Origin of the sequence: Pleomorphovibrio marinus (assembly GCF_003347495.1) — a bacterium.
In the GTDB taxonomy this organism is placed as follows: domain Bacteria; phylum Bacteroidota; class Bacteroidia; order Cytophagales; family Cyclobacteriaceae; genus Pleomorphovibrio; species Pleomorphovibrio marinus.
The window spans coordinates 1,068,260-1,090,280 of the sequence record NZ_QCXY01000001.1 but is presented as its reverse complement, the minus strand read 5'-3'; the positions used below and the strand labels follow the sequence as shown (position 1 = coordinate 1,090,280).

16 protein-coding genes and 2 tRNA genes are annotated in these 22,021 nt (G+C 44.2%); 10 read left to right on the top strand and 8 right to left on the bottom strand.

The window, feature by feature from the left end:
• Positions 1-35: 35 nt before the first annotated feature.
• The gene (locus DB520_RS04565) at positions 36-1,508 is read right to left on the bottom strand and encodes a RagB/SusD family nutrient uptake outer membrane protein (protein WP_114748428.1); all 1,473 of its coding nucleotides are present in this window, start codon (positions 1,506-1,508) and stop codon (positions 36-38) included.
• Between the two features lie 20 nt (positions 1,509-1,528).
• On the bottom strand, positions 1,529-4,747 hold the full coding sequence (locus tag DB520_RS04560; RefSeq protein ID WP_114748427.1) for a SusC/RagA family TonB-linked outer membrane protein: 3,219 nt from the start codon (positions 4,745-4,747) through the stop codon (positions 1,529-1,531).
• Between the two features lie 487 nt (positions 4,748-5,234).
• Between DB520_RS04560 and DB520_RS04555 the strand changes: the two genes are divergently transcribed.
• Positions 5,235-6,443 carry a DUF2264 domain-containing protein gene (locus DB520_RS04555; protein WP_114748426.1) on the top strand — a complete coding sequence of 403 codons (1,209 nt, stop codon included), beginning with the start codon at positions 5,235-5,237 and terminating at the stop codon, positions 6,441-6,443.
• A gap of 200 nt (positions 6,444-6,643) precedes the next feature.
• Positions 6,644-7,264 carry a BspA family leucine-rich repeat surface protein gene (locus tag DB520_RS04550; RefSeq protein ID WP_114748425.1) on the top strand — a complete coding sequence of 207 codons (621 nt, stop codon included), beginning with the start codon at positions 6,644-6,646 and terminating at the stop codon, positions 7,262-7,264.
• Positions 7,265-7,847: 583 nt separating this feature from the next.
• On the opposite strand, the gene DB520_RS26475 is transcribed toward DB520_RS04550, so the two are convergent.
• The 3 genes from DB520_RS26475 to DB520_RS04540 all read right to left on the bottom strand — a co-directional run bounded on the left by DB520_RS26475 (position 7,848) and on the right by DB520_RS04540 (position 8,481).
• A tRNA-Arg gene (locus DB520_RS26475) sits at positions 7,848-8,011 on the bottom strand.
• A 56-nt stretch (positions 8,012-8,067) separates the two neighbouring features.
• Positions 8,068-8,367: a GIY-YIG nuclease family protein gene (locus DB520_RS04545; protein WP_114748424.1), complete on the bottom strand. Its 300-nt coding sequence runs from the start codon at positions 8,365-8,367 to the stop codon at positions 8,068-8,070.
• Between the two features lie 42 nt (positions 8,368-8,409).
• A tRNA-Arg gene (locus tag DB520_RS04540) sits at positions 8,410-8,481 on the bottom strand.
• 207 nt (positions 8,482-8,688) lie between these two features.
• Between DB520_RS04540 and DB520_RS04535 the strand changes: the two genes are divergently transcribed.
• The 7 genes from DB520_RS04535 to DB520_RS04505 all read left to right on the top strand — a co-directional run bounded on the left by DB520_RS04535 (position 8,689) and on the right by DB520_RS04505 (position 14,588).
• A complete protein-coding gene (locus tag DB520_RS04535) occupies positions 8,689-9,327 on the top strand; it encodes a 30S ribosomal protein S16 (RefSeq protein WP_114748423.1) in 639 nt (212 codons plus the stop codon).
• 14 nt (positions 9,328-9,341) lie between these two features.
• The gene (rimM, locus tag DB520_RS04530; RefSeq protein ID WP_114748422.1) at positions 9,342-9,872 is read left to right on the top strand and encodes a ribosome maturation factor RimM; all 531 of its coding nucleotides are present in this window, start codon (positions 9,342-9,344) and stop codon (positions 9,870-9,872) included.
• Positions 9,872-10,585 carry a tRNA (guanosine(37)-N1)-methyltransferase TrmD gene (gene trmD / locus DB520_RS04525; protein WP_114748421.1) on the top strand — a complete coding sequence of 238 codons (714 nt, stop codon included), beginning with the start codon at positions 9,872-9,874 and terminating at the stop codon, positions 10,583-10,585. The genes rimM and trmD overlap by 1 nt, the downstream gene beginning before the upstream one ends.
• 58 nt (positions 10,586-10,643) lie before the next feature.
• Entirely contained in the window at positions 10,644-11,009 is a 366-nt protein-coding gene (gene rplS, locus DB520_RS04520) for a 50S ribosomal protein L19 (protein WP_114748420.1), read from the top strand.
• A 202-nt stretch (positions 11,010-11,211) separates the two neighbouring features.
• Positions 11,212-11,694, top strand: coding sequence for a LemA family protein (locus DB520_RS04515; RefSeq protein ID WP_232834836.1), 483 nt, complete (start codon positions 11,212-11,214; stop codon positions 11,692-11,694).
• Entirely contained in the window at positions 11,691-13,604 is a 1,914-nt protein-coding gene (locus DB520_RS04510) for a DUF2207 domain-containing protein (protein ID WP_114748419.1), read from the top strand. The genes DB520_RS04515 and DB520_RS04510 overlap by 4 nt, the downstream gene beginning before the upstream one ends.
• 159 nt (positions 13,605-13,763) lie before the next feature.
• Positions 13,764-14,588 (top strand): ion transporter, encoded by an 825-nt coding sequence (locus DB520_RS04505; protein WP_114748418.1) that lies wholly within the window; start codon positions 13,764-13,766, stop codon positions 14,586-14,588.
• Between the two features lie 203 nt (positions 14,589-14,791).
• Here the strand turns inward: DB520_RS04505 and DB520_RS04500 are convergent, their stop codons facing one another.
• The 3 genes from DB520_RS04500 to DB520_RS04490 all read right to left on the bottom strand — a co-directional run bounded on the left by DB520_RS04500 (position 14,792) and on the right by DB520_RS04490 (position 20,469).
• A complete protein-coding gene (locus tag DB520_RS04500; protein WP_114748417.1) occupies positions 14,792-15,505 on the bottom strand; it encodes a hypothetical protein in 714 nt (237 codons plus the stop codon).
• 375 nt (positions 15,506-15,880) lie between these two features.
• Positions 15,881-19,327, bottom strand: a complete 3,447-nt coding sequence (locus DB520_RS04495; protein WP_114748416.1) for a ThuA domain-containing protein — start codon at positions 19,325-19,327, stop codon at positions 15,881-15,883.
• 386 nt (positions 19,328-19,713) lie between these two features.
• On the bottom strand, positions 19,714-20,469 hold the full coding sequence (locus DB520_RS04490; RefSeq protein ID WP_114748415.1) for an SDR family NAD(P)-dependent oxidoreductase: 756 nt from the start codon (positions 20,467-20,469) through the stop codon (positions 19,714-19,716).
• A 156-nt stretch (positions 20,470-20,625) separates the two neighbouring features.
• Between DB520_RS04490 and DB520_RS04485 the strand changes: the two genes are divergently transcribed.
• On the top strand, positions 20,626-21,738 hold the full coding sequence (locus DB520_RS04485; RefSeq protein WP_114748414.1) for a D-2-hydroxyacid dehydrogenase: 1,113 nt from the start codon (positions 20,626-20,628) through the stop codon (positions 21,736-21,738).
• Positions 21,739-22,021 lie beyond the last annotated feature (283 nt).

Genomic DNA, 22,021 nt, shown 5'->3' with positions numbered 1-22,021 from the left:
GTTCAATAGTGTACAAATCTATTTAATAATTTGACTCAATATCCTGGATTTTGCACCACAAGTGGCTCCTGGCTTAAAACTGTATTGGCAATGGGGAAAAGAAGCAGGTTTTCCTGACCAGCCTTATCTTGGAGGGCCGGTACCATTTCAAAGGCCTTCCCAAAACGAACCAAATCCCACCAGCGCTTGCCTTCCAACACCAACTCCAACAACCTCTCCCTAAGGATTTCTCCATCATTATATTCATGGCTTCCAGTCATAAAAACATGGGAGTCTCCATTATCTTTATATGCTCTTTGTCTTATCAAGTTCATTTCTATAGAGGGATCCTGACCCAGGGCATTTTTTGCCTCCGCTCTCATCAACAAAACATCTGCATACCTATACAAAATGGGATCACTTAGAAATACGCGGTTACCTCCAATAATGGTACCTTGGAATTTTTGTTGGATATTGGTCAGGTAAGTTCTGCTTCCGTCCGGTTCTATGGTTTCTATTTCGAAAAAAGTCACATCTCTGCGAGTATCCTCCTCGGTGAACTGATTTCTTACTCGCTCATGCAATACCATCAACCCCTGGCCCCCACCAATTGGAAAGATTTTGTCCCTTGTTTCCTGGTCGATATTGCTGGGTGCAGCGGCACCAATGATCCACATAAACCAAAGGTAATTTCCGGGCTCCAGGTCTTGGTGGCGAATGCTCATCAGAATCTCCCTGTTTCCCTTATTTTCAAATAGAAACACATCCTCAAAATTATCCAATAAACCAACATCTCCCTGATCCACCTCATTTAAGGCTTCCAATGCCATATTTAGATCTGCATTCCCCCCACCTAATCTCTTGGCAGTCCACAAGTAAACATCCCCCTTCAGCGCATTGGTTGCTGGTTTTGACCAAACAGCCCTACCCGTTGAAAAGGTATGATCCGGAAAAAGTTGTAAGGCCTGTTCCAAATCCTGCTTAATCAGGGAAAAAACTTGTGCTTGTGACTCCCTCTCCCTTAGGGTAACCTCTGCGCCAAATCCCTCAGTGGGTTCGGTTCGGATAATCAAGTCTCCCCATGTTTTGGTCATGGTAAAATAGAGGAATGCCCTCATGGCATGTGCTTGAGCAATCACACTGTTTTTTCGGGATTCCGAGGCAAAGTTTATATTTGGAACATTTTTCAAAATCAAATTGGCAGTGTTAATTGCGCGATAAAACCCACTCCAATCCGGATGCCCTGGAGTGTCGGCGTTCATTTCATTTCGGTGAAGGATAAAAACACCTTCCCCAAACAGGCCTGGAGTCATCACTTCACTACGATGTTCGCCTAATTGATGTAGACCTTGTGACAAATTTCGCAATTCCACATACATCCCCATTAGAGCTCCATTGGCATCTTCCTCCGTTCTCCAAAAGTTATTTGTGGTAATCACACTCGTTGGTTCAACATTAAGTGTGTCTGTACAGGACCCAGCAAATAACAGCAGGGAAGAATATATGGCTAATAGTTTTAAATTTTTCATGGCTTCGGCTAGTTAAATAATTAGAATGTCACGTTAACCCCCAAGTTGAGGTTCCTTGGAATGGCATATCTACCATCATCCCTTCCACCCTCCTCAGGATTCAGCCCTTTATAGGCTGTGAAGTAATGGAGGTTGTTGGCTGTAAAATTAAACCGCACCCCATTCAATCGAAGCCTGCTTACCATTTCTTGTGGCATTGAATAACTTAGGGTCAATTCACGGATACAAAGAAAGTCTCCAGGTTCAAAAAACACCGAGTTTCCTGTATTAACAGTGCCATTGAAGTTGTTTCGCTGCACACGCTCTCCTCCCCAATAGAAACGGGAATACTCAGCTATATCCCCTTGTTCCTTCCAGGAGTTTTCATATTTATCAACCGTCATATTATTATCTCCAAACAAGTTGGTATCGATAAACATCTTCGCCCAATTGAAGATAGTGTGGCCTGTGGTATAATCCATTCTCACATAGAGGTTGAAATTCTTGTAAGAAATATTGTTCGAAATGCCCCCTGTCCAGACGGGGAATTCCTGACCCATATAGACCTGATCCCTGCTGTCTATCATGCCGTTTCCGTCTAGGTCCAGCCACTCGGTGTCTCCTCCATATTTGGTCCTGTCCGCGGATACTATCCACATATCGGTTGGTGCATCCGCAGCAGCCTCATCGGTTGGATAAATACCAATCTGCTTACGACTATACATTTCACCCAAGCGTCCCCCCTCTTGAAGGCCACCTTTCCAAACGTAGTCCTGAGCACCTGGGTCCCAAACCAATACCCCCCCTACGCGGTTTCTGTCCACACCATTTGGAGGCAAACGCAGTATCTTGTTCTTCACCTTGGAGGCGTTGAAACCCAAGGTCCACTGCAACCTTGAATTAGCCGGAAGAACCTGTGCAGAAACCTCCATCTCAAACCCCCGATTTTCCAAACTGCCCAGGTTAGTGAGTACACTTGCAAAGCCTGTGGACTGAGGTAGCGGAAGACTGGTTATCAGGTTGTCAGTAACTCTCCTGTACACATCCACGATAAAATTCACCTTATTGTCAAAGAGGCTGAAATCTGTTCCAAGGTTAACGGTTCTGGATTGTTCCCACTGAAGGTCTGGATTAGGAATAATGGTGTTTTGGATCGCAGGCAAACCCGCATACCTTGCGCCTACCCCATAAGCCCCCTGTGCGGCAAAATCGCCAAGACCACCAATATTTCCATTTTCCCCATAGCTTGCACGCAACTTCAACCTAAGCAAATTATCCGGAATCGCATTTTGCCAAAATTCCTCCCTGTGAAGGTTCCAACCTGCCGAGATCCCTGGGAAAAAACCCCATTTATTGGCAGCACCGAGATTGGATGCACCGTCGTACCTCATATTAAGGGAGAATAAGTATTTTTGGTCAAAGTCGTAATTTACCCGCCCAAAGTATCCCAATATTACCTGGTCGGTAATGGAGCTGTTTACCGATGTCGGCTCACTGGATGCATTTAAGGTAGGGATTAGGTCAGTCGACGCCCCCCTGCCAGATGCACTCATGGTAGTGATGTTACGGTCAAAATAAGCAAAGCCCAACTTGGCGTCTAGGTTATGTGCCTGCCCAAAGGTTTTTCCATAGGACAATACTAAATCCGCCTGCCGCTGCCTCCATTGGTAAGTAGATGCGTTTGCCACACGGGTATCTACAAAATTTAACGGCCCGTTTAAAAATCCCGGCTGAAAGTTATACGAATTGTTGTTTATATTGTACATGGACAACTGCGGATCAAAAGACAATCCCGGTAAGATGTCCCATTTTGCCCCGACAGTGTAGGTGGATTTCTCCCCAGTACTTTCAGCCACCCTGTTGTTTAGGAAATAGATCGGATTTCCAATATTAGCTGCTGTACCAGGTGCCAAGGTGCCGTCCTCGAAATAAATTTTAGCGGTGGGCGCCAGACCTGCAGATCTGTAAAATGTCACTGCAGAAGACTGTCCAGTGGTGTTGGTAGTGTTATAAGTATAAAGTAATCTCCCGTAAACACTTAGGTTATCTTTTACTTTAATGTCTCCGTTCAGGTTAAAGGTTAGACGGTCGTATTTGGTGGTAATTACAGTTCCTTCATTACTCAAATATCCTAAACCTGCATTAAAAGTAGCCTTTTCAGTTCCTCCTTGAACACTTACATGATGATTATGCGATACCCCTGTTTGGTAAATTAACGATTGAATATCGTTGTCCTGAAAAATCAGGGTTCTGGAGGGATCTACCGGGTCTGGCATACTTTCCCATCCCTCATTCAATTTATGTTCATTTTCCGAGGAAAGGTATTGGGTGGTAAAAGCAGTACCATTGGTTAAGTCGTTTCCTGTTCCAAACCCATTTGGCAAGGTGAGTCGCACGGTCTCATCTGGAAATTTATCCGGGCGGATATGACCTAACCGATATGCAGTCAAATACTGTCTTGCATTAGCCATTTCATAGAGTTTACCTGGATCAGACAGTGTCAAATCATAACGGTAATTTACTCTAGTTTGTCCCGCCTTCCCTGATTTGGTAGTGATGATTACTACGCCATTGGAGGCCCTGGCCCCATAAATGGAAGTGGCTGCAGCATCTTTCAATACTTGCATATTCTCGATATCATCCGCCGAGAGATCATTCATATCAGGGCGAATCACTCCATCTATTATATACAAAGGAGCTGCTGCATTAGGATTATTAATAGAGGTTCCCCCTCGCACAATTACTCTCGGAGCTGCCCCGGGCTGTCCGGAGGTACTTTGTACCCTCACCCCGGATACGGTACCCTGTAATGCAGATGCGGCATTTGGATAGGGAATCGATTCCAAGGCCTTGCTGTCCACTTTGGTTATTGAGGTGGTCAAAACCTCTCTGGACTGTTCCCCGAATCCAATCACTACTACCTCTTCCATATCGGATAGAGCGGATTCAAGTCTAACGTTGATTTGGCTTCTTCCGTCCATCACTTCCTCCCGTGTTCGGTAACCAATGAATGAAAACACCAAGGTATTGCTACCTTGCGGTACATTGATGGAATAACTGCCATCGATATCCGTAATGGTACCTACTGAGGTGCCTTTCACCAACACGTTTACCCCGGGGATGGACTCCCCTCCTTCATCCATGACGGTGCCACGGATTAAGCTTCCTGTTTGGGAGTGTCCTAAATGGACCACAAGCAGCAAGTAGATTAACAGGATACTTTTCTCCCATTGCTTTGGAAAATGTAAAGATCTTTTCATGTGTTTATAATTGATTTTTATTTGCCACATAGCCTGCCCCGAACTCGTTTCGGGGGAATCTCGCAATCTTAATTATCCCTCCGTGTGTCGCTTGCGTCATGCTCGATTTCATATGGAAATGATTTAAATTTGGATTATCCATTTATTCCCTCAAAGTTATCGCACCTTCCCTCAGAAGACTTCTACTTTATTTTATATTACCAATACAATCTTACTAGATCATTTTGCAGGGTGACCTGGGGCTTAAATTGGGGGTAAAACAACAATAACAAGGAGTAAACCCCATAGAACTCTTACCGAACCTAGTCCATGTATCCAAAAGGCACAGTCAGGGTTTCTTTCTAGGGTTTAGTACTATGGTGGAGGAAAAAGAAGGGCCCCCGCATATATTTGAATAGTGTTTTGAAAAAAGTCCCATTAGTAAATCATCCCGAAAAATCCGTATTGTTGTATATTACTTATAGGTAGCACTCAACCCCATCCCAGCATGAACAAAGCAACTCTCCTCAGCCTGCTCTTTACCTTGCTCCTACACGGCAACGCATTCACCCAAGATACCTCAGACAGAAAGGCCTTTATACAATACCTTACCCAAATAGCAGACCCTGTGCTTCTTCACCTGAGCAAAGATGAACTGAAGAAAAATATGCCCGTGGAAACTGCTCCCAATGCCTATTCTCATAGGGACAAGGTTACTTATCTGGAAGCTTTTGGCAGACTGATCTCTGGAATGGCCCCTTGGCTGGAACTGGGGCCTGACGATACGGAGGAAGGAAAGCTGCGGGAAAAATACATTCAACTGGTTCAACAATCCCTGAAAAATGCCACTGATCCGGAAGCCGCGGATTTTATGAACTTTACTGAACACGGACAGCCACTGGTGGATGCGGCCTTTCTGGCACATGGGCTGCTTAGGGCGCCCACCCAACTCTGGGAAAGGCTGGACGACACCACCAAAAGCAATACCCTTGCTGCCCTTAAGTCCACCCGCGTGATCCGGCCCTATTACAGCAACTGGCTCCTTTTCACTGCCATGATAGAGGCCGCACTTATCAAGTTCGACGGGGAAGGGGACCTGGTTCGCATCGATTATGCCCTGAACAAACACAAGGAATGGTACCTGGGGGACGGGATGTATGGGGATGGCCCGGAATTTCATTTCGACTATTACAACAGCTTCGTCATTCAGCCCATGCTGCTGGACATATCGAAGGTGCTGCTGGAAACCGAAAGGGGAAGCCGGAGGGACCACGACAATTTTGTAAAAAGGGCAAGCCGGTATGCGGCGATTCAGGAAAGGCTTATCGCCCCGGATGGGACTTACCCGGTGGTGGGTAGGTCCATGGCCTATCGCTTTGGGGCTTTTCAGGTGCTTTCCCAAATTGCCCTGTGGGAGGAATTGCCCGAGAACCTGGCCCCTGCCCAAGTCAGGGCCGCCTTGTTGGCGGTGGTTGAAAAGCACATGGAAGGCAAGCAACTTTTTGACGAGGATGGCTGGCTGATTCTAGGTTTTAACGGATCTCAACCCGAAATCGCGGAACCCTATATTTCCACAGGCAGCCTGTATCTTTGTTCCCAGGCCTTTCTGGTGCTAGGGCTTCCGAAGGAAAATGCCTTTTGGGCTGCCCCCAAGGAAAAATGGACACAGCAGAAAATTTGGGGAGGGGAAAAGGTGGAGATTGACAAGGCGCTATGAGGGGGTGGTGATGATGGAAAGTGGTTCTCTCACCTAGTTGGAATGCCAAGAAGTACTGTTCATTTAATGGACTGAATAATTAAGTGGACTTGAGCGTAAAAGGGGATTAAAATGCGAGGTTTTTAAGCATATGCTTCCAGGGTTCAAAAAGATAGGTTATTAAAAATAACCTTGTTATGGATTTTTTATAACTTTATAGTATGAGAAAGTACATTTATCATTTTGTGATTCTTTCAATTATTTTTAGTTCATGCGAAACGGAAGATGAATTGGATCCAGAAAACACAAAATTTTATCTTTATGAAAATGGAGTCACCTGTATGTGTCCTGACACCAGCCCGGGGGATAGGGGATCAATTAATGGACTAGAATATGAATCGGTAGATAATGATTTAATAAGACAAAGAAGAGATGAAGGGTTTGATATGACAAAATTATGTACTTCGTTAGTTACTGATTTGGCAGGTTTGTTCGAGGAAAGTGATTTTAACCAGCCAATTGGTGGTTGGGATGTAAGTGGTGTAACAGATATGAAATGGATGTTTTTTAGTACCCCATTCAATCAACCGATAGGTCATTGGGATGTGAGTAGTGTACTGGATATGACTGGAATGTTTGAAAATTCCCTCTTCAACCAACCCCTTGGAGATTGGGATGTGAGAAATGTTCAGGAAATGGTTGTAATGTTCGCCCATTCCCAATTTAATCAAAATATTTCTAGTTGGTGTGTAACTAACATACCCTCAGAACCTCAAGAGTTTTCATTCAGTAGTCCTCTAACCTCCGAGAACAAACCTAAGTGGGGCACTTGTCCTGATTAATTCAACCACTTCGGTAAATACAGGATGAAATCTGATTTTTTTAAAATAATTCAGCAAATATTATTCTGAATTTTTGAATTAGGCACTCAGCAAATTAATGCTTTACAGGGGTAAGGTGGGATTACTAGCATCCTCTGCATAAAATTCTCAAAGATTCCTACTTTCATTTTGTGTAGGAAGAACCAATAGGGTTACTCGTTGAAATAGGCCTTAAGTTCAATCTCTGAATGGAAAGTACCCCTAAGCAAGGCTTAGAACATCAAAATCACAGTGGTAGAAAAAAAGCAACCATTAGAAAAGCCTAAACCATACTTATACCTCTCTCCCTCCGGCTTTACCGCGTGCTGATGGCAGGGCGGGATCGGCCGCCTTGCGTTAGCAGGTTGGCATTAAACTATAATTCCAAAATTATCCGGAGAAATTGTTAATAATCCCCAATTTATTGAATTTAGGAGGCAGATTTCCCATTTACCCTTTTTTAAAGTGTAAAGACCCAGGTATCTTCACTAAAAATTCAGTAGTACCTCTTCAGCCCCCCAAAAAAACAAAAACCCCAAATACAGCCTGTATAAGTGGTTTTTTGTAGCCTCGACAGGAATCGAACCCCCGCCCGAACGTCCTGCCTAAATAGTTGCTGGAATCCCTAAATTAAGGTTTGGGACGGGCGGGTGTATCTAAAGTTTAGGAAACTTCTATTCTATCCCCGTCCGACAGGCGTCAGCCGGGCGGGCATTGAACTACGAGGCCATAAATTCAGGAAACTTCCTTCCTGTCGTCATTTATTCTATCCCCTTCCGACTCCGTCATCCGAGCGGGTCCGTCTGAGAGGTGTCATCCGGGTGATCCCTGACCTTTGAGGCCAGCATCTTCTTAAGGAACTTCCTGCCCCCTGCGGATTTGAAATACTTTTCCCTTTTGATTGCCTCTGCCTGAGTTTCAAACTCTTCAACATATGCAATCTCGAAAGGGATATAAGGACGAATAGAAACCGTCATTCCGGAATTATGCTGGATTAGCCTCTTTTGTATATCTCTACAATGACCTTTGTAGAAATAATTGTGGCATTTACTTTTTAAGACGTAGGTGTAAAAGACATCTTTCATTTTCTAAAAAATTGAAAAATAACCTTCAAAGCGAAATGATTGTAGCCTCGACAGGAATCGAACCTGTATCTAAAGTTTAGGAAACTTCTATTCTATCCATTGAACTACGAGGCCTTTAATCCAAGTGTTTTTCCCGTGAAAACATGCCTCCCTAATGCAACAAGGAGCGTATTTCCGAAAAACATCGCAAGTTAAACCAATATTTTCCATATCCGCAAATATTCTCCGATGATATTGTTCTTTTACAGATTAAAGGCCTATCTTTGCAGTCCAAAAATTCCGATGGACGGGTTCCATCAATTCATTAAATTTCAATAACATATGGCAGTAAAAATCAGATTGGCGAGAAGAGGCCGCAAAAAATTGGCCATCTACGATGTGGTCATCGCCGATGCAAGGGCTCCACGAGATGGACGCTTTATCGAGAAAATCGGGTCTTACAACCCCAACACAGATCCCGCCACAGTGGTGATCAACAATGACAGGGCACTGAAATGGTTGCTCAACGGTGCACAACCTACCGACACGGTAAAGTCTATGCTTTCCTACAGGGGAGTAATGCTGAAAAAACACCTGCAAATCGGGGTGATGAAAGGGGCCATCTCGCAAGAAGAGGCCGACGAGAAGTTCAACACCTGGCTGGAGCAGAAAGAAAAGGCAATCAACGCGAAGGTAGAAAGCCTGCAGCAAGCCAAGGACAGCGCCAAGAAGGCAGCCCTTGAAGCCGAAGCAGCCAAAAATCAGGCTCGTCTGGACGCCATCAAGAAAAGGGAAGACGACGCAAAAGCCGCTATTGCCGCAGAAGAGGCAGCAGCCAAAGCTGCAGAAGCTCCTGCCGAGGAAGCAGCACCTGCTGAAGCTCCCGAAGAAGCAAGCGCCGAGGCCGATGCTGAAAAGAGCGAGCAGCCTGCAGCCGATGCGGAAGCCACTCCTGAGAAAAAAGAAGAAAAGAAAGATTAATACCATAGCCTGCCATGAACAAGGACAGTTGTTTCCAATTGGGATATGTGGTCAAGGTTCATGGGCTACAGGGAGAGGTGCTTATCGCTTTGGATGTGGATTATCCCGAGGAATACGAGGAGATCAAACATCTGTTTCTGGAAAGGAACAACAGGCTGATCCCGCACTTCCTGGAACACTTCGTGCCTCAACCTAACAACCGGTTCTTGGCAAAATTCGAGGAGCTCAACCATGTGGATCAAGTGAAACCCCTAGTGGGTGCAGCCTTGTACCTACCCCTGAAGGAGTTGCCGGAATTGGAGGAAGACCAATATTTCTTCCACGAATTGGTAGGTTTTCAGGTAGTGGACGATACAAGAGGTGCATTGGGAGAAGTGAGTGTTATCTACGACCTTCAGACCCAAGACCTAATAGGGATGACTTACATGGAAAAGGAAGTATTGATCCCTATCAAGGATGGCATCATCACCAAAGTGGATAAGGCAGCAAAGAAAGTTTACTGCCAATTGCCAGAAGGCTTACTTGACATCTATTTGGAGGAGTAATGCGGATTGACATCATAACGGTATTGCCGGGCCTGTTGGAGGGACCCTTCCAGCATTCCATTCTCAAAAGGGCTGCGGATAAAGGGCTGGCCGAAGTAGTGGTCCACAACCTGAGGGATTATGCCACAGGAAAGCAAAAAAACGTGGACGATTATGCATTTGGGGGAGGAGCGGGAATGGTTATGATGATAGAACCCATTGCCAAGTGCCTGGAGGCACTGAAGGAGCAGCGGGATTACGAAGAAGTCATCTATTTAAGTCCAGACGGGGAAACCTTTCGGCAGCAGATGGCCAATGAGCTGTCACTGAAAAAAAACCTTATCCTCCTTTGCGGCCATTATAAAGGCGTGGATGAAAGGGTAAGGGAGCATCTGGTGACCCGGGAAATCAGCATAGGGGACTATGTGCTTTCAGGCGGGGAACTTGCTGCAGCAGTGGTAACGGATGCCGTGATACGGCTAATCCCGGGAGTGCTCAACGATGAAACATCCGCCCTTACAGATTCCTTCCAAGATGGGCTTTTGGCTCCCCCGGTTTATACCCGGCCTGCAAATTATGAGGGATGGAAAGTTCCTGAGGTGTTGCTATCGGGCCATGAGGCCAAGATTTCGTCATGGAGGTTTGAAGCATCGGTTCGCCGCACCGGCCAAAGAAGACCGGATCTATTGAAGGATCTGGAGGGCCATGGCGATAAGAATAAAGAGAAAAAATAAGAAGTATTCAACGCTGCCCTGTGCAGCATAAACGCGTTTCGCATAAATAGTTAAAGCAATGAGCGAACTACTTAAAGTCGTAGAAGAGGAATACAAGGACGCAAGGTCCAAATTTCCAAATTTTAAGTCCGGTGACACCGTGAACGTTCACGTGAAGATCACCGAGGGCAGTAAAGAAAGGATTCAGCAGTTTCAAGGTACCGTCATACAAAGGAAAAACATCAACACCAATGGAGAGACTTTTACGGTAAGGAAGGTTTCCAGTGGCATTGGGGTAGAGAGGATTTTTCCGATCGTTTCACCGGCACTGGAAAAAATCGAGCTTTTGAGAGAAGGTAAAGTGAGAAGGGCAAGGCTGTTCTACCTGAGAGGAAGACAAGGAAAAGCTGCCAAGATCAAGGAAAGAGTAAGAGTGAAAAAATAATTCACCTGCATAAAAGGGGGCCAAATGGCCTCCTTTTTTTTTTGCGTTTTTCCCTTCTTCGCTGATGCTGTTGAATATTTTTGCTATTTTTAATCTATCTTTATCCATATCATTCAATTCCTTTTATTCCTTTCGGATGACGGCAGTTTTAATTTTACTCTTTTTCCTTCTTTTGTTTTTAATAGTGACCTATAATAAATTGGTGAAATTAAAAAACCTATCCAAAGAAGGCTGGAGTGGGATTGATGTACAGTTGAAACGAAGAGCCGACCTGATACCGGAGTTAGTGAATACGGTGAAGGCCTATGCCGCCCATGAAAGGGAACTTTTTGAAAAGGTAACGGAACTTAGAAACGAGACCCTGGCTCCCCATACCATCCAGGAGCACGCCGCCACTGCCGGAGCCTTGAGCAGAAATCTCCAAAAACTGCTGTTAATTGCAGAGGATTACCCGGAAGTAAAAGCCAATACCAATTTTCTGGAGCTTCAAAAAGAACTTTCCCGCGTAGAGAACACCCTTCAAAAGGCCAGAAGGTATTACAATGGCACAGTGAGGGAGCTGAATATTAAAATAGAATCCTTTCCCTCCAACATCGTTGCAAAGGGATTGGGTTTTGAAAAGCGTACTTTCTTTAGCATTGGCAATGAAGGGGACAGGAATTTACCCGAAATCAATCTAGCATGAAGCAGTTATTAGGCATTGTCTTCCTATTATTCCCGCTACTGAGTTGGGCCAATGAGCGAGAAGCTATCTCCCATTATCACAGTGAAATCGAAGTTCAGTCCGATGGTTCCTTGAAGGTGGAAGAAACCATCACCGTTCAGAGTCTGGGAGAAGAGATCCGTAGGGGCATATTTAGAAGTATCCCGATAATTTACAGAGACCGGCTCAACAACCGTATTAGGGTGGGATTTGAATTGCACCAGGTCCTAAAGAATAATGAGCCAGCACCATACAAGGTGATTTCTGAGGGGGATTTTAAGGTGATCCGCATTGGGGATCCAGACGTGCTGCTTGAACCGGGGGAATACACTTATACTATTTCCTACACCACCACCCAACAAATCGGCTATTTTGAGGATTTCGATGAAATCTACTGGAATGCCATTGGGGATCATTGGTCCTTTCCAATTCTAAATGCATCAGCCCGGGTAAGCATCCCCGAAGGAGGGGAGATCTTGCAATACAGCGCCTATGCAGGTAAAGTTGGCTCCCAGGCATGTCCCTGTAGCATCTCCCAAGAATCAGATCGTTTCCTAATGGTGGAGGTACAAGAAACGCTACAGCCGGGGCAGGCACTTACGGTAGCGGTGGCTTGGCCAAAGGGGGTGATTCCAGAGCCAAGCCCACAAGAACGTGCCCAATCCTACATCAGAGACAATTTGGGGTTTTTTATGGCAGTTTTGGGAGTATTGCTGGTCTGGGGCTATTATTTCTTTGCCTGGAAAAAGGTGGGAGTAGATCCCAAAAAAGGAAGTATCTACCCCCAATTTGAGTCCCCGAATGGTTTTAATGCAGCGGCATGTAGGTACATCTATACCATGGGATATGACCCCGGATGTTTCACTGCTTCGATCGTAGAGCTCGCCACCATGGGACATTTGAGGATTGTGGAGATCAGCAAACGGAAGTTCCAGCTCCGTCGCACCAATACCGACTTGGAGAATGTAAATAGTGCCGATAAAAAATTATTGGAATCCCTATTCCCCGGAGAAAGAAAAGTCCTTCTCCTGGACCCCAAGGAACACCGGCAAATCCGTAATGGACTGAACAGCTTAAAGACCCACCTTAAAGAGAATTTCAAAGCAGGGTATTTCAAGCTAAACAGGGAATGGCTGTTTTTGGGCATACTCCTTTCCATTCTCACCATCATTTTATCCCTAGTAATGACTTTCCCCTACAGGCTTTCTGATGAGATTGGGTTTTTGACAATAGGCACCTTTTTAGCCTTTTTGATTGCAGGAGTCCTTTATATCAACATCTATTCCTTCCTACGATGGAGGGAAGGTGCACCCAAAAAGAAGGGGGGCATCATTGGATTGATCCTAGTTTCCATCTTTTTTGGAGTAATACCCTTGATTATAGTATTGAGTTCCGCAAAGTCATACGATTTGGGGATTTTACTGGCATTTGTATTTCTTTTTTTTGGGAACTTCCTCTTCCCCTATTTACTTAAGGCGCCCACCCTTAAGGGCAGAGAGGTAATGGATGACATAGAAGGCTTCCGCATGTACCTAAATACCGCAGAAAAACCACTCCTTCAACACTTAAACCCACCAGGACTTACCCCTGAGGTTTTCGAAAAGTACCTGCCTTATGCCATAGCATTGGGGGTGGGAGAATCTTGGGGAAAAAGCTTCGAACATGCGCTGAAAAAGAGTGAGGTGGACCTGGGCAAAAGAAGCTATAGTCCAACCTGGTATAGCGGGGCTGCCTTTTCCGCAGCCTCATTGGGAGGGTTCTCAAACACCCTTTCTCAAACCTTTAGCCAATCCTTACAGAATTCCGCTTCAGCACCCGGTTCGTCTTCAGGCAGTGGGGGCGGGGGCAGCTCCGGGGGAGGAGGCGGAGGCGGAGGCGGTGGTGGCTGGTAAGGCTTTTGAAATTTGGGGTAGTTTGACCAACAATCAGTTTTGTCCAATTTGATTGCGTAGTTAACCTTTCGAGGGTCGGGAAACCTCAAAGGTTTGATAAAGTCTTCCTATATTGGATAAAATTTGAATCAACTATAAACGCTTAGCCACCAAGAGTACATGGGTTGGATTCCGAATAAAGCTAGGATGGCAAATATCGTTTTTGAATCAAACGATAGAGCCTCCAAGAACTTTGATATCGTATTGCTTATCGTGATCCTCTTGAGTGTTGCGGTGGTAATCCTTGATTCCGTAGAGCAAATCAATGAGCAGTATGGCACATTGCTTTATGTGTTGGAGTGGCTATTCACCCTGCTATTTACCTTGGAGTACTTTTTCCGCATTTGGCTCAGCAACGATAAAAAAGGCTATATTTTTGGTTTTTATGGAATAGTGGATCTATTGGCTATTGTGCCTACCTATATGAGTTTGGCACTGATTGAGGCGCATTACCTTACTGTGATAAGGGCACTTAGGTTTTTAAGGATATTGAGGGTCCTGAAATTGGTGGAGTATCTACAAGAAGCATCTATACTCAAGGTTGCCTTAAATGAAAGTAAGCTTAAAATACAGATTTTTTTAGGAACCGTCTTAACCATCGTTTTAGTCATGGGTTCCTTGATGTATATTATTGAAGGGCCAGAAAGCGGGTTTACTTCCATTCCCAAGTCCATGTATTGGGCCATTGTAACCCTTACCACGGTGGGGTATGGGGATATTGTCCCAATCACCAACCTGGGTCAATTTATGGCATCCATCATCATGTTGATGGGTTATGCAATCATAGCAGTTCCTACAGGTATTGTCACCTCAGAACTTACCGCTGCCAAGTATCAGAATATCATGAAAACCAGAAAGGTGTGCCATGAATGTGGATATCAGAGCAACGATTCAGATGCCATCTATTGCAAGTTATGCGGCAGTGAAATGGACAAGTTGAATTAAGCTTCGATACGATCTAAACCATGAGGTAAGGAGGAAAAACTAGATTCCTACACCGGATCTTTACATCCATCCCAGATTAAGTGTATATCAACTTATTATAACCCCTTTTTTGTGCCTTTGAAAGGAGGTTCCAATAAGACCACAAAAGATTTGTGCATTCGTGCTTTGGTTTTCCAAAAGGGCCGTCTATCCCTGTATTTTTATTAAACCTTGGTTAGAGAGGTTTTTTGATAGAGCAGGGCAGGATCTTGCATAAAGAGTATCACCATTGCCTGATATAACAGTGGGTGATCTTCCCTTAATTCCAATGGCTTGTCGAAAAACTGATATATGCAACGAATGAAAAGCTCGTTGAAATTATCAACTGCCTCAAAAGGTAAAAGGGATTGTTCCCCAAAGCGAATGGCTTTTATTTCCTGTTCTGCCAAAGCCACAAAGGATTGGAATCGGGTAGGTCTGCTCCATGGGTTGCTTCGATCAGCCATAAAATGGTCTTGAAATCTCAAAACCCTGGCTAATGGCGGAATAAGTTCAAAAGGATCGTCCACCCAGCTTCCATTTAAATCCAACTGCACAACTAGATTTCCTGTGCTGTTCAATGAAACCTTTGTCCGGGAGGATAAGGAAAGCTCTATCGACTGTGGAAATTTATTTGGCAGTTTTTTAAACCCCATGGTCAAGCAGGAAAGTACAAAAGCCACTGTATAAATTGAACTTCTTGTTTGCGTCAAATCTTGGTCTTTAGGAAAGGTAGTAATCGCTAAAAACTGATCAAACTTAAATCTCAATTCTCGTTGTTTACCAGAATCCAATGCGCAATAATAGGGAGCTGAACTCAAGTACTGCTTTACACTATTTTTGTCCTTAATCCAATAACCCCCAAAATGCCTGTTAATTAGATTTATCCAACTACGCATACCCTATAAAAGTGTTATGCCACGAAGATAGGGCAAATAATACTATTGTAAAATTATATTATCATAATATATTATATTACAAATAAAAGAGTCTTATCATCAAAAATGTGTGTTTGAGATTACTCCCAGAAAAAATGATTTTGTGTTTCATTATACGTTTTCACTAGGAGCAACTCTTGAAATTTCCAATTTCAATAATAGTCCCTCATCAAAAAGTTTTGTGTTTCAAAAGAATAAGGTTTGTATAATCCTCAACTTATTAGGCTACTATGGATTCGAAAAGATCAGCAGGGATGGGGATTAAGCTGCCAAATTCTTAAAATTGGGACTGTCCGGCTACCTAATTTGGCAAATTAACGGACAGCCCCTGAAATGCTATCTTTTGAAAACCAATTGTAAAACATTTAAAGAATTGGACTCCTTTTCACTTAGTGGGCTAACCACAAAATAAACATCCGCTCTTCTTTGGATTTCATTGGCAAATTCTAAATCAATATTGCTTAAAAACCCCTCTTCTTCTCCCTGTTCCTCTTTGTTTCTCAATACCATTTGAGCGATAAGTTCTCCAGAAGGTGTATCGAGCCTGGCTTCAATCCTATATCCTACATCCAAATCCCTTTGAGCACTTAGCAGCATTTGGATGGTCTTGACATCCCTAAGATCAATATCCTCCAAATGAAAATGGGATTTCTCACTTAGGTCTGAAATCAACATTCTGCCCTGGTCCATGTCCATATAAGCGAAACCTGTGATACCTGCCACCTCTTCCATGGAAATTTTGCCACTTCTAAGATAGTGGGTAGCGGCACCGGAAAGCGGTTTTATCCCTTCCTTTCCACCTCTATCGGTAAAACTCGCCGTCAACATAAACACCCCATTTTCGGAGGCGGGTTTCCCCATAGTGGAGGACACAGCTCCTTTAGGAGGGAGGGAGGGTTCTTGCTCAGAAACCCCGTCCAAAGAAATGATGTATGCGACAATTTTCTTTGCGTCTGATTCCTTGAGATCTGGGTTAGCAGGCATCATGGTTTCTCCCCAAACCCCAGAACCACCTTTTATAATTTTAGTTACCAAGTGGGAAGGGCCATTTGCGTCATCTGCGTATTTTTTTGCCACCTCGGTATAGGCAGGACCTACAGAAGGCTCATCGACTTTATGACAGGTCTTGCAAGTAAGGGACTCCATAATGCTCTTTCCTGTCATTGCCTCACTCATTACCTGATGTCCCAAGTTAGCCTCCGCCCTGTCAAACCCATCAATATAATCGGCGGATACATACAAGGTAGAGAGGTCTTTTGACGCATCTGGGTCATCCTCATCCCTTACCACCACCTCATAGTTTACTTCCCTATCCGGGAAATAGAATGTTTGGTTTCCAAGGATGGATATACTGACCTCCGGAGCGATGTTTCCTGCGTACACATTCACCAGCGGGCTGGTAGCGCTTAGGTTGTCGGGATCCGTGACAGTAAGTGAAATGTCATAGTCCCCCACTTCTTTGTAGGTGTAAGTCAATCTTGGTTCCTTGGTTTCCAGAATTTCCCCATTTCCCATATCCCAAGCAAAGTGCAAGGGATCATTTTCTGGGTCCTTTACATTCGCCATTAGGTTCACCGTAAGGGGAAGGCTACCTGAGGTTTCATCCACTTCCAGTCCATAAACTACAGGAGCACGATTACCCGGGTTATAATGGATAATCGATAAAGCTGCATCCGGATTGGCAGTAAACCAACCATTTCCATATTCCAACAGATATAAATTGCCATCCGGCCCCAACTCCAAATCTATGAGTGCGTTGTGCCTGACATCTTCCATAAAAGGCTCCATTTTCTGGTAATTCCCTTCCTCATCCATGGTCACCACCTTAATCCAACCCCTGATCCATTCATAGATAAACAGCTTTCCGTTGTAGTATTCAGGTAATCCCCCTCCATTTTGATAAAGGTCAGAGTAATATACAGGCCCAGCCATGGCATTTCTTCCTCCGGTTCCTACCTGGGGAAATTCTTCAGAGCGGTCATATGGGTACCATATAAAGGCAGGTTGTGCAGGAGGAAGCTCACTAAGACCGGTATTGTTGTTGGAAATATTTACGGGTTTACTGGGATCAAAAGTGATTCCGGATTCTCCTTTATCAAAGTCAAAAGAGGTATAAGGATAGTTGTCGCCTACAAAAAATGGCCAGCCGAAGAACCCTGCCTTTCGGGCTTGGTTAACTTCGTCGTATCCTTTTGGTCCCCTCACCTGCATACTATCCGCCCTGGCATCTGGACCTACTTCACCCCAATACAAGTATCCCGTTTTTTGATCCACGGATATTCTGTAGGGGTTTCGGGTGCCTTGTACATAAATTTCTGGTTTCGCTTTTTCATCACCCTTAGTATAAAGGTTGCCTTCCGGGATATCATAGCTGCCGTCCTCGTTTACTTTAATCCTGAGGATTTTACCCCTCAGGTCATTGGTATTGCCCGAGGACCTGGCAGCATCGTATTGTTCAAAACCTTCCCTGTCATCAATAGGCGCAAATCCAGTCAGCCTATATTGGCCGGTAGTTTGGTTAAACGGTGTGGAGTTGTCTCCTGTAGAAAGGTACAGTAATCCGTCCTTATCAAAAGCAATGGAGCCGCCAGTATGGCAACAGATGTCTCTTTGGGAATAAAATTCCAGTATCACCTGTTCGGAGTCCAAGTTAAGCTTGTCATCCTCAAATTTGTACCTGGACAGTCGGTTAACCCACTCTCCTTTGGGACTGTAAAATGCATAAACATACCTGTTGTCTGCAAAATTGGGATCCGCCTTCAACCCCATTAACCCTTCTTCCGCATTCACCCTAGGCACGTCTGTTTTCCAATAAACATCCAATTGAGCGGCTTCAGTGAGGGTACTGTCTGCTGCCTTATACAACAGAATTTCCCCTCTGCGCTGGGCGATAAGTACATCACCACCCGGAAGTATGGTCATTTCGGTGGGTTCCACAAACTTCCCATGTACCAAGGTTCTTTTTTCAAAACGGTCTGCATCAGGTACCCTTTTGGATTTCGCATTTCGGTAGTTCAATTTATTATTGCCGCCTATCGCATACTTTATCCCCTCCAACAGATGCCTCAGAAAAAGCTCTTCCTGGAAAGATTCAATAGTATGTCCACCAGACGTGTAAAAAGCCCGACCACCGTCATATTCGTGGTACCAGGCCATAGGGTGATAATCCATTTGGGTTCCGCCTTTGTAGCTATTCTCATCTATGCTGATAAGTACATTGACGTCCTGGTTAAAATTTTTATAGCTGTACCATTCATCCTTTCTTTCCCACATTTCTGGTAGGAAAGAGGTACTGGGATGAGAGTTGTTTTCAACTTTTAGCATCGCGGTTTGGACACCAGGGTGACTGTCATGTATTCCTGGATGGTCCTCAAAATAGGCTCCAACCAATTGGCCATACCATGGCCAGTCATATTCGGTATCGGATGCAGCGTGAACCCCTACATAACCCCCACCTGCTTGGATATACCTCTCAAAATCTGCTTTTTGATAATGGTTTAATACTTCCCCTGTAGTATTTAAAAACACCACGGTGCTGTACTCCTGAAGGATTTCCTCCGTAAATAAGGCGGAATTGGTGGTGGTGTCCACCAAAAAACCGTTTTCCTCGCCCAACATCTGGATGGCTTTGATCCCTTCTGGAATGGAAGAATGGTAGAACCCTGAGGTTTTACTAAACACCAATACTTTAGGATCTCCGGATCTTTCATTGCAAGACCAGAATGCAATTCCCAGGAGAAATAGCATATACCAATACCCCCTCCCTCTACTTTTTTTATTCATATGTTTATAATTGTCTTTTCAGCGGTCAGATGGAATGCCCAGATTAATCATCCCCCTGTGTGAGAATACTTTCTCATGGGCATTTCATATGTTTATAATTTTTTTTCAGCGGTCATATAGCCTGCCCCGAACTTGTTTCGGGGGAATCTCGCAACGCCCGTAGCTATCGGGGGGCAATTCCTCCGTGTGAGGTTCTCCTCATGCCTGACTGCCGTCCAGGCAGGCTCAATTTTATCTTTATAAAGAAATTTTGCCGCAATATAGCTATTATCCAAGGGCTACCCTCTTCGTTTATCAAATACATTAGCTGTTTATCAAAATCAAATAATTTATGAACGCAAAAAAAGCTCTGCGCATTTCTTTTTCTTAAATAAAAAAACAGGAAATCAATAGGTCGCTCTACCTCCAGAAAGGTCAAAAACAAACCCTGTATTGAAAGAAGCTTCCTGAGAAAGGATCCATGCGGCTAGGGAAGCAGTTTCCTCCACTGTGCCAAGACGGTTCATGGGTATTTTTGAAGTCATGTATTTCAATTGCTCAGGTCCGGTCGCTTCGTTCATGGGAGTCTTGATCACTGCGGGAGCAATACCGTTGACAGTGATGTTGGCAGTCGCATATTCTTTGCCTATTCCCTTGACCAACCCAATTACCCCTGCCTTGGTGGCAGAATAACCTGCCATCATTGGGTTGCCTTCCTTTCCTGCAATGGAGGCAATCAAAACAATTCGACCATATCCATTGGATTCCATATACGGCAAGGCATACTTGCATACCAAAAAAGAACCTCGAAGGTTTACTCTGTAAATTTGATCAAAATCCTGTGTAGGATAATCCGCTACCTTAATCTGCGTAGGCCCCACAATCCCAGCGGCATGAGCCAGAATATCGATTTTTCCAAAGTCTTGAACCACTGATGCAAAGGCAGCCTGCACCTGACCTTCATCGGAAACATCCACAACATAGCCTTTGGCCTTAACACCTTTATCTTTCATAGCCGTGACTCTTTCTTCAAGCAGTTTTTGGTTGATATCCCACAGGGCCAATTGCCCACCATCTTCCGCAATCCTTTTAGCGATGCCTAAGCCTATTCCATTAGCCGCCCCGGTCAACACGGCAACCTGATTTTCGAATCTCTGGGTCATAGTTATAATCGTTTATGCCCTCTAAACTACTATACTTCTTCCTATTTCCCATGTTTTTTGCTCAATATTGGAAGGTCAGGAAGAGCAGTTTTCAACGATAGTCCTTTTAAAGGCTAGCAAAATTTGTTATCTTAAAATTCGATTAAAACCTATACCATGAAAAAACCTAACCCTTCCAGCAGAAGAACATTTATCAAAAGATCAATTCGCAACAGTGCCCTTATTGGAGGAGGTTCTATCCTTCCTTTTTCCACGATAGGTATGGATACAAACCCGGATTTATCAAATCCCCAAGCTCCTCGACTCCCTTTGAAGATTTGGCTTAATACCGGCTTAGTACAGGAAAAACAAGAGCAAATAAAGAAGATATCCCCTGACATCACTCTTTATTCAGACTTGGATGCAGCAGAAAAGGACAAATTGCTGCCAGAAATAGATGTGGTATTTGGACGCATAAGCGAGGAAGACCTAGCCAAGGCAAAAGGTCTTAAATGGGTGCATAGCAGCTCCGCCGGGGTGGAAAAACAACTTTTCCCCAGTATGATGGAGCGTTCTGAAATCGCAATGTCTAATGCAAAAGGATGTTATGGCCCTGCAATTGCTGAGCATGTTTTTGGCCTCCTCTTTTCGCTTACCCGTGGTATTAAAGAGCAAAGTCTCAATATGTCGGATGGAAACTGGAAAGGAGTGGAAGGACAAATAGAGATGCGAAACCTCACAATGGGGATTATCGGATATGGAGGCATAGGCCGAGAAATTGCCAGAAGAGCTAAAGCAATGGACTTGAAGGTCTTGGCAGCGGATATCAGGCCCATGACGCAGGAATCGACGGGAAATATCGTGGACGAATTATATGAAATGGAATTTGGAGGCTTCGAAAAGGTACTGGAAAATTCCAACATCCTAGTCTCAGCAGTTCCCCATACTGCAAAAACAGAAGGCATGTTCAATGAGGCAATATTTAACCAACTTCCAAATGGAAGCTATTTTATCAATATCTCAAGGGGCAAGGTGACTAATACGGATGATTTAATGAAAACCCTAGATTCCGGAAGGCTTTCTGGGGCAGGGCTGGATGTAACCGATCCGGAACCTCTACCCCAAAACCACCCCCTCTGGCAATACCCCAACGTGATCATCACCTCCCATATCTCCGGGAGATCCCAATATTCCCACTTGAGAAGTCAGGATGTCTTTGTCCGAAATGTGGAAAGATGGGTACAAAATATGCCCCTGCTACATGAGGTGGACAAGGAGGCCGGCTTTTAGGCAAGCACTGCTTACTGTTTCTTCACTTTTTATCCTTATGGTTGGGTTTAGGCAATCTAAGCACCTTTACGGTAGATTGTAAGAGTAGAAACAATAATTATATCACCCCAATTTTACACTGGTAAAAATATCCACAAAGTTTTATTGAAAAATCCTCAATTTATTCTTTAAAAGAAATCCCTAAATTTCTATTTTATTAATATAAAATCTATTTAGTTAAAAATAATGTATTTTTTTAACGATTTGATTTATTTATTTGTAAAATAACAGGGGTTCTGTTAAC

Bases quoted from the DNA above. Each gene is read 5' to 3' on its own strand.
- DB520_RS04565 (WP_114748428.1), bottom strand. From the start codon at position 1,508: ATGAAAAATTTAAAACTATTAGCCATATATTCTTCCCTGCTGTTATTT.
- DB520_RS04560 (WP_114748427.1), bottom strand. From the start codon at position 4,747: ATGAAAAGATCTTTACATTTTCCAAAGCAATGGGAGAAAAGTATCCTG.
- DB520_RS04555 (WP_114748426.1), top strand. From the start codon at position 5,235: ATGAACAAAGCAACTCTCCTCAGCCTGCTCTTTACCTTGCTCCTACAC.
- DB520_RS04550 (WP_114748425.1), top strand. From the start codon at position 6,644: ATGAGAAAGTACATTTATCATTTTGTGATTCTTTCAATTATTTTTAGT.
- DB520_RS04545 (WP_114748424.1), bottom strand. From the start codon at position 8,367: ATGAAAGATGTCTTTTACACCTACGTCTTAAAAAGTAAATGCCACAAT.
- DB520_RS04535 (WP_114748423.1), top strand. From the start codon at position 8,689: ATGGCAGTAAAAATCAGATTGGCGAGAAGAGGCCGCAAAAAATTGGCC.
- rimM (WP_114748422.1), top strand. From the start codon at position 9,342: ATGAACAAGGACAGTTGTTTCCAATTGGGATATGTGGTCAAGGTTCAT.
- trmD (WP_114748421.1), top strand. From the start codon at position 9,872: ATGCGGATTGACATCATAACGGTATTGCCGGGCCTGTTGGAGGGACCC.
- rplS (WP_114748420.1), top strand. From the start codon at position 10,644: ATGAGCGAACTACTTAAAGTCGTAGAAGAGGAATACAAGGACGCAAGG.
- DB520_RS04510 (WP_114748419.1), top strand. From the start codon at position 11,691: ATGAAGCAGTTATTAGGCATTGTCTTCCTATTATTCCCGCTACTGAGT.
- DB520_RS04505 (WP_114748418.1), top strand. From the start codon at position 13,764: ATGGGTTGGATTCCGAATAAAGCTAGGATGGCAAATATCGTTTTTGAA.
- DB520_RS04500 (WP_114748417.1), bottom strand. From the start codon at position 15,505: ATGCGTAGTTGGATAAATCTAATTAACAGGCATTTTGGGGGTTATTGG.
- DB520_RS04495 (WP_114748416.1), bottom strand. From the start codon at position 19,327: ATGAATAAAAAAAGTAGAGGGAGGGGGTATTGGTATATGCTATTTCTC.
- DB520_RS04490 (WP_114748415.1), bottom strand. From the start codon at position 20,469: ATGACCCAGAGATTCGAAAATCAGGTTGCCGTGTTGACCGGGGCGGCT.
- DB520_RS04485 (WP_114748414.1), top strand. From the start codon at position 20,626: ATGAAAAAACCTAACCCTTCCAGCAGAAGAACATTTATCAAAAGATCA.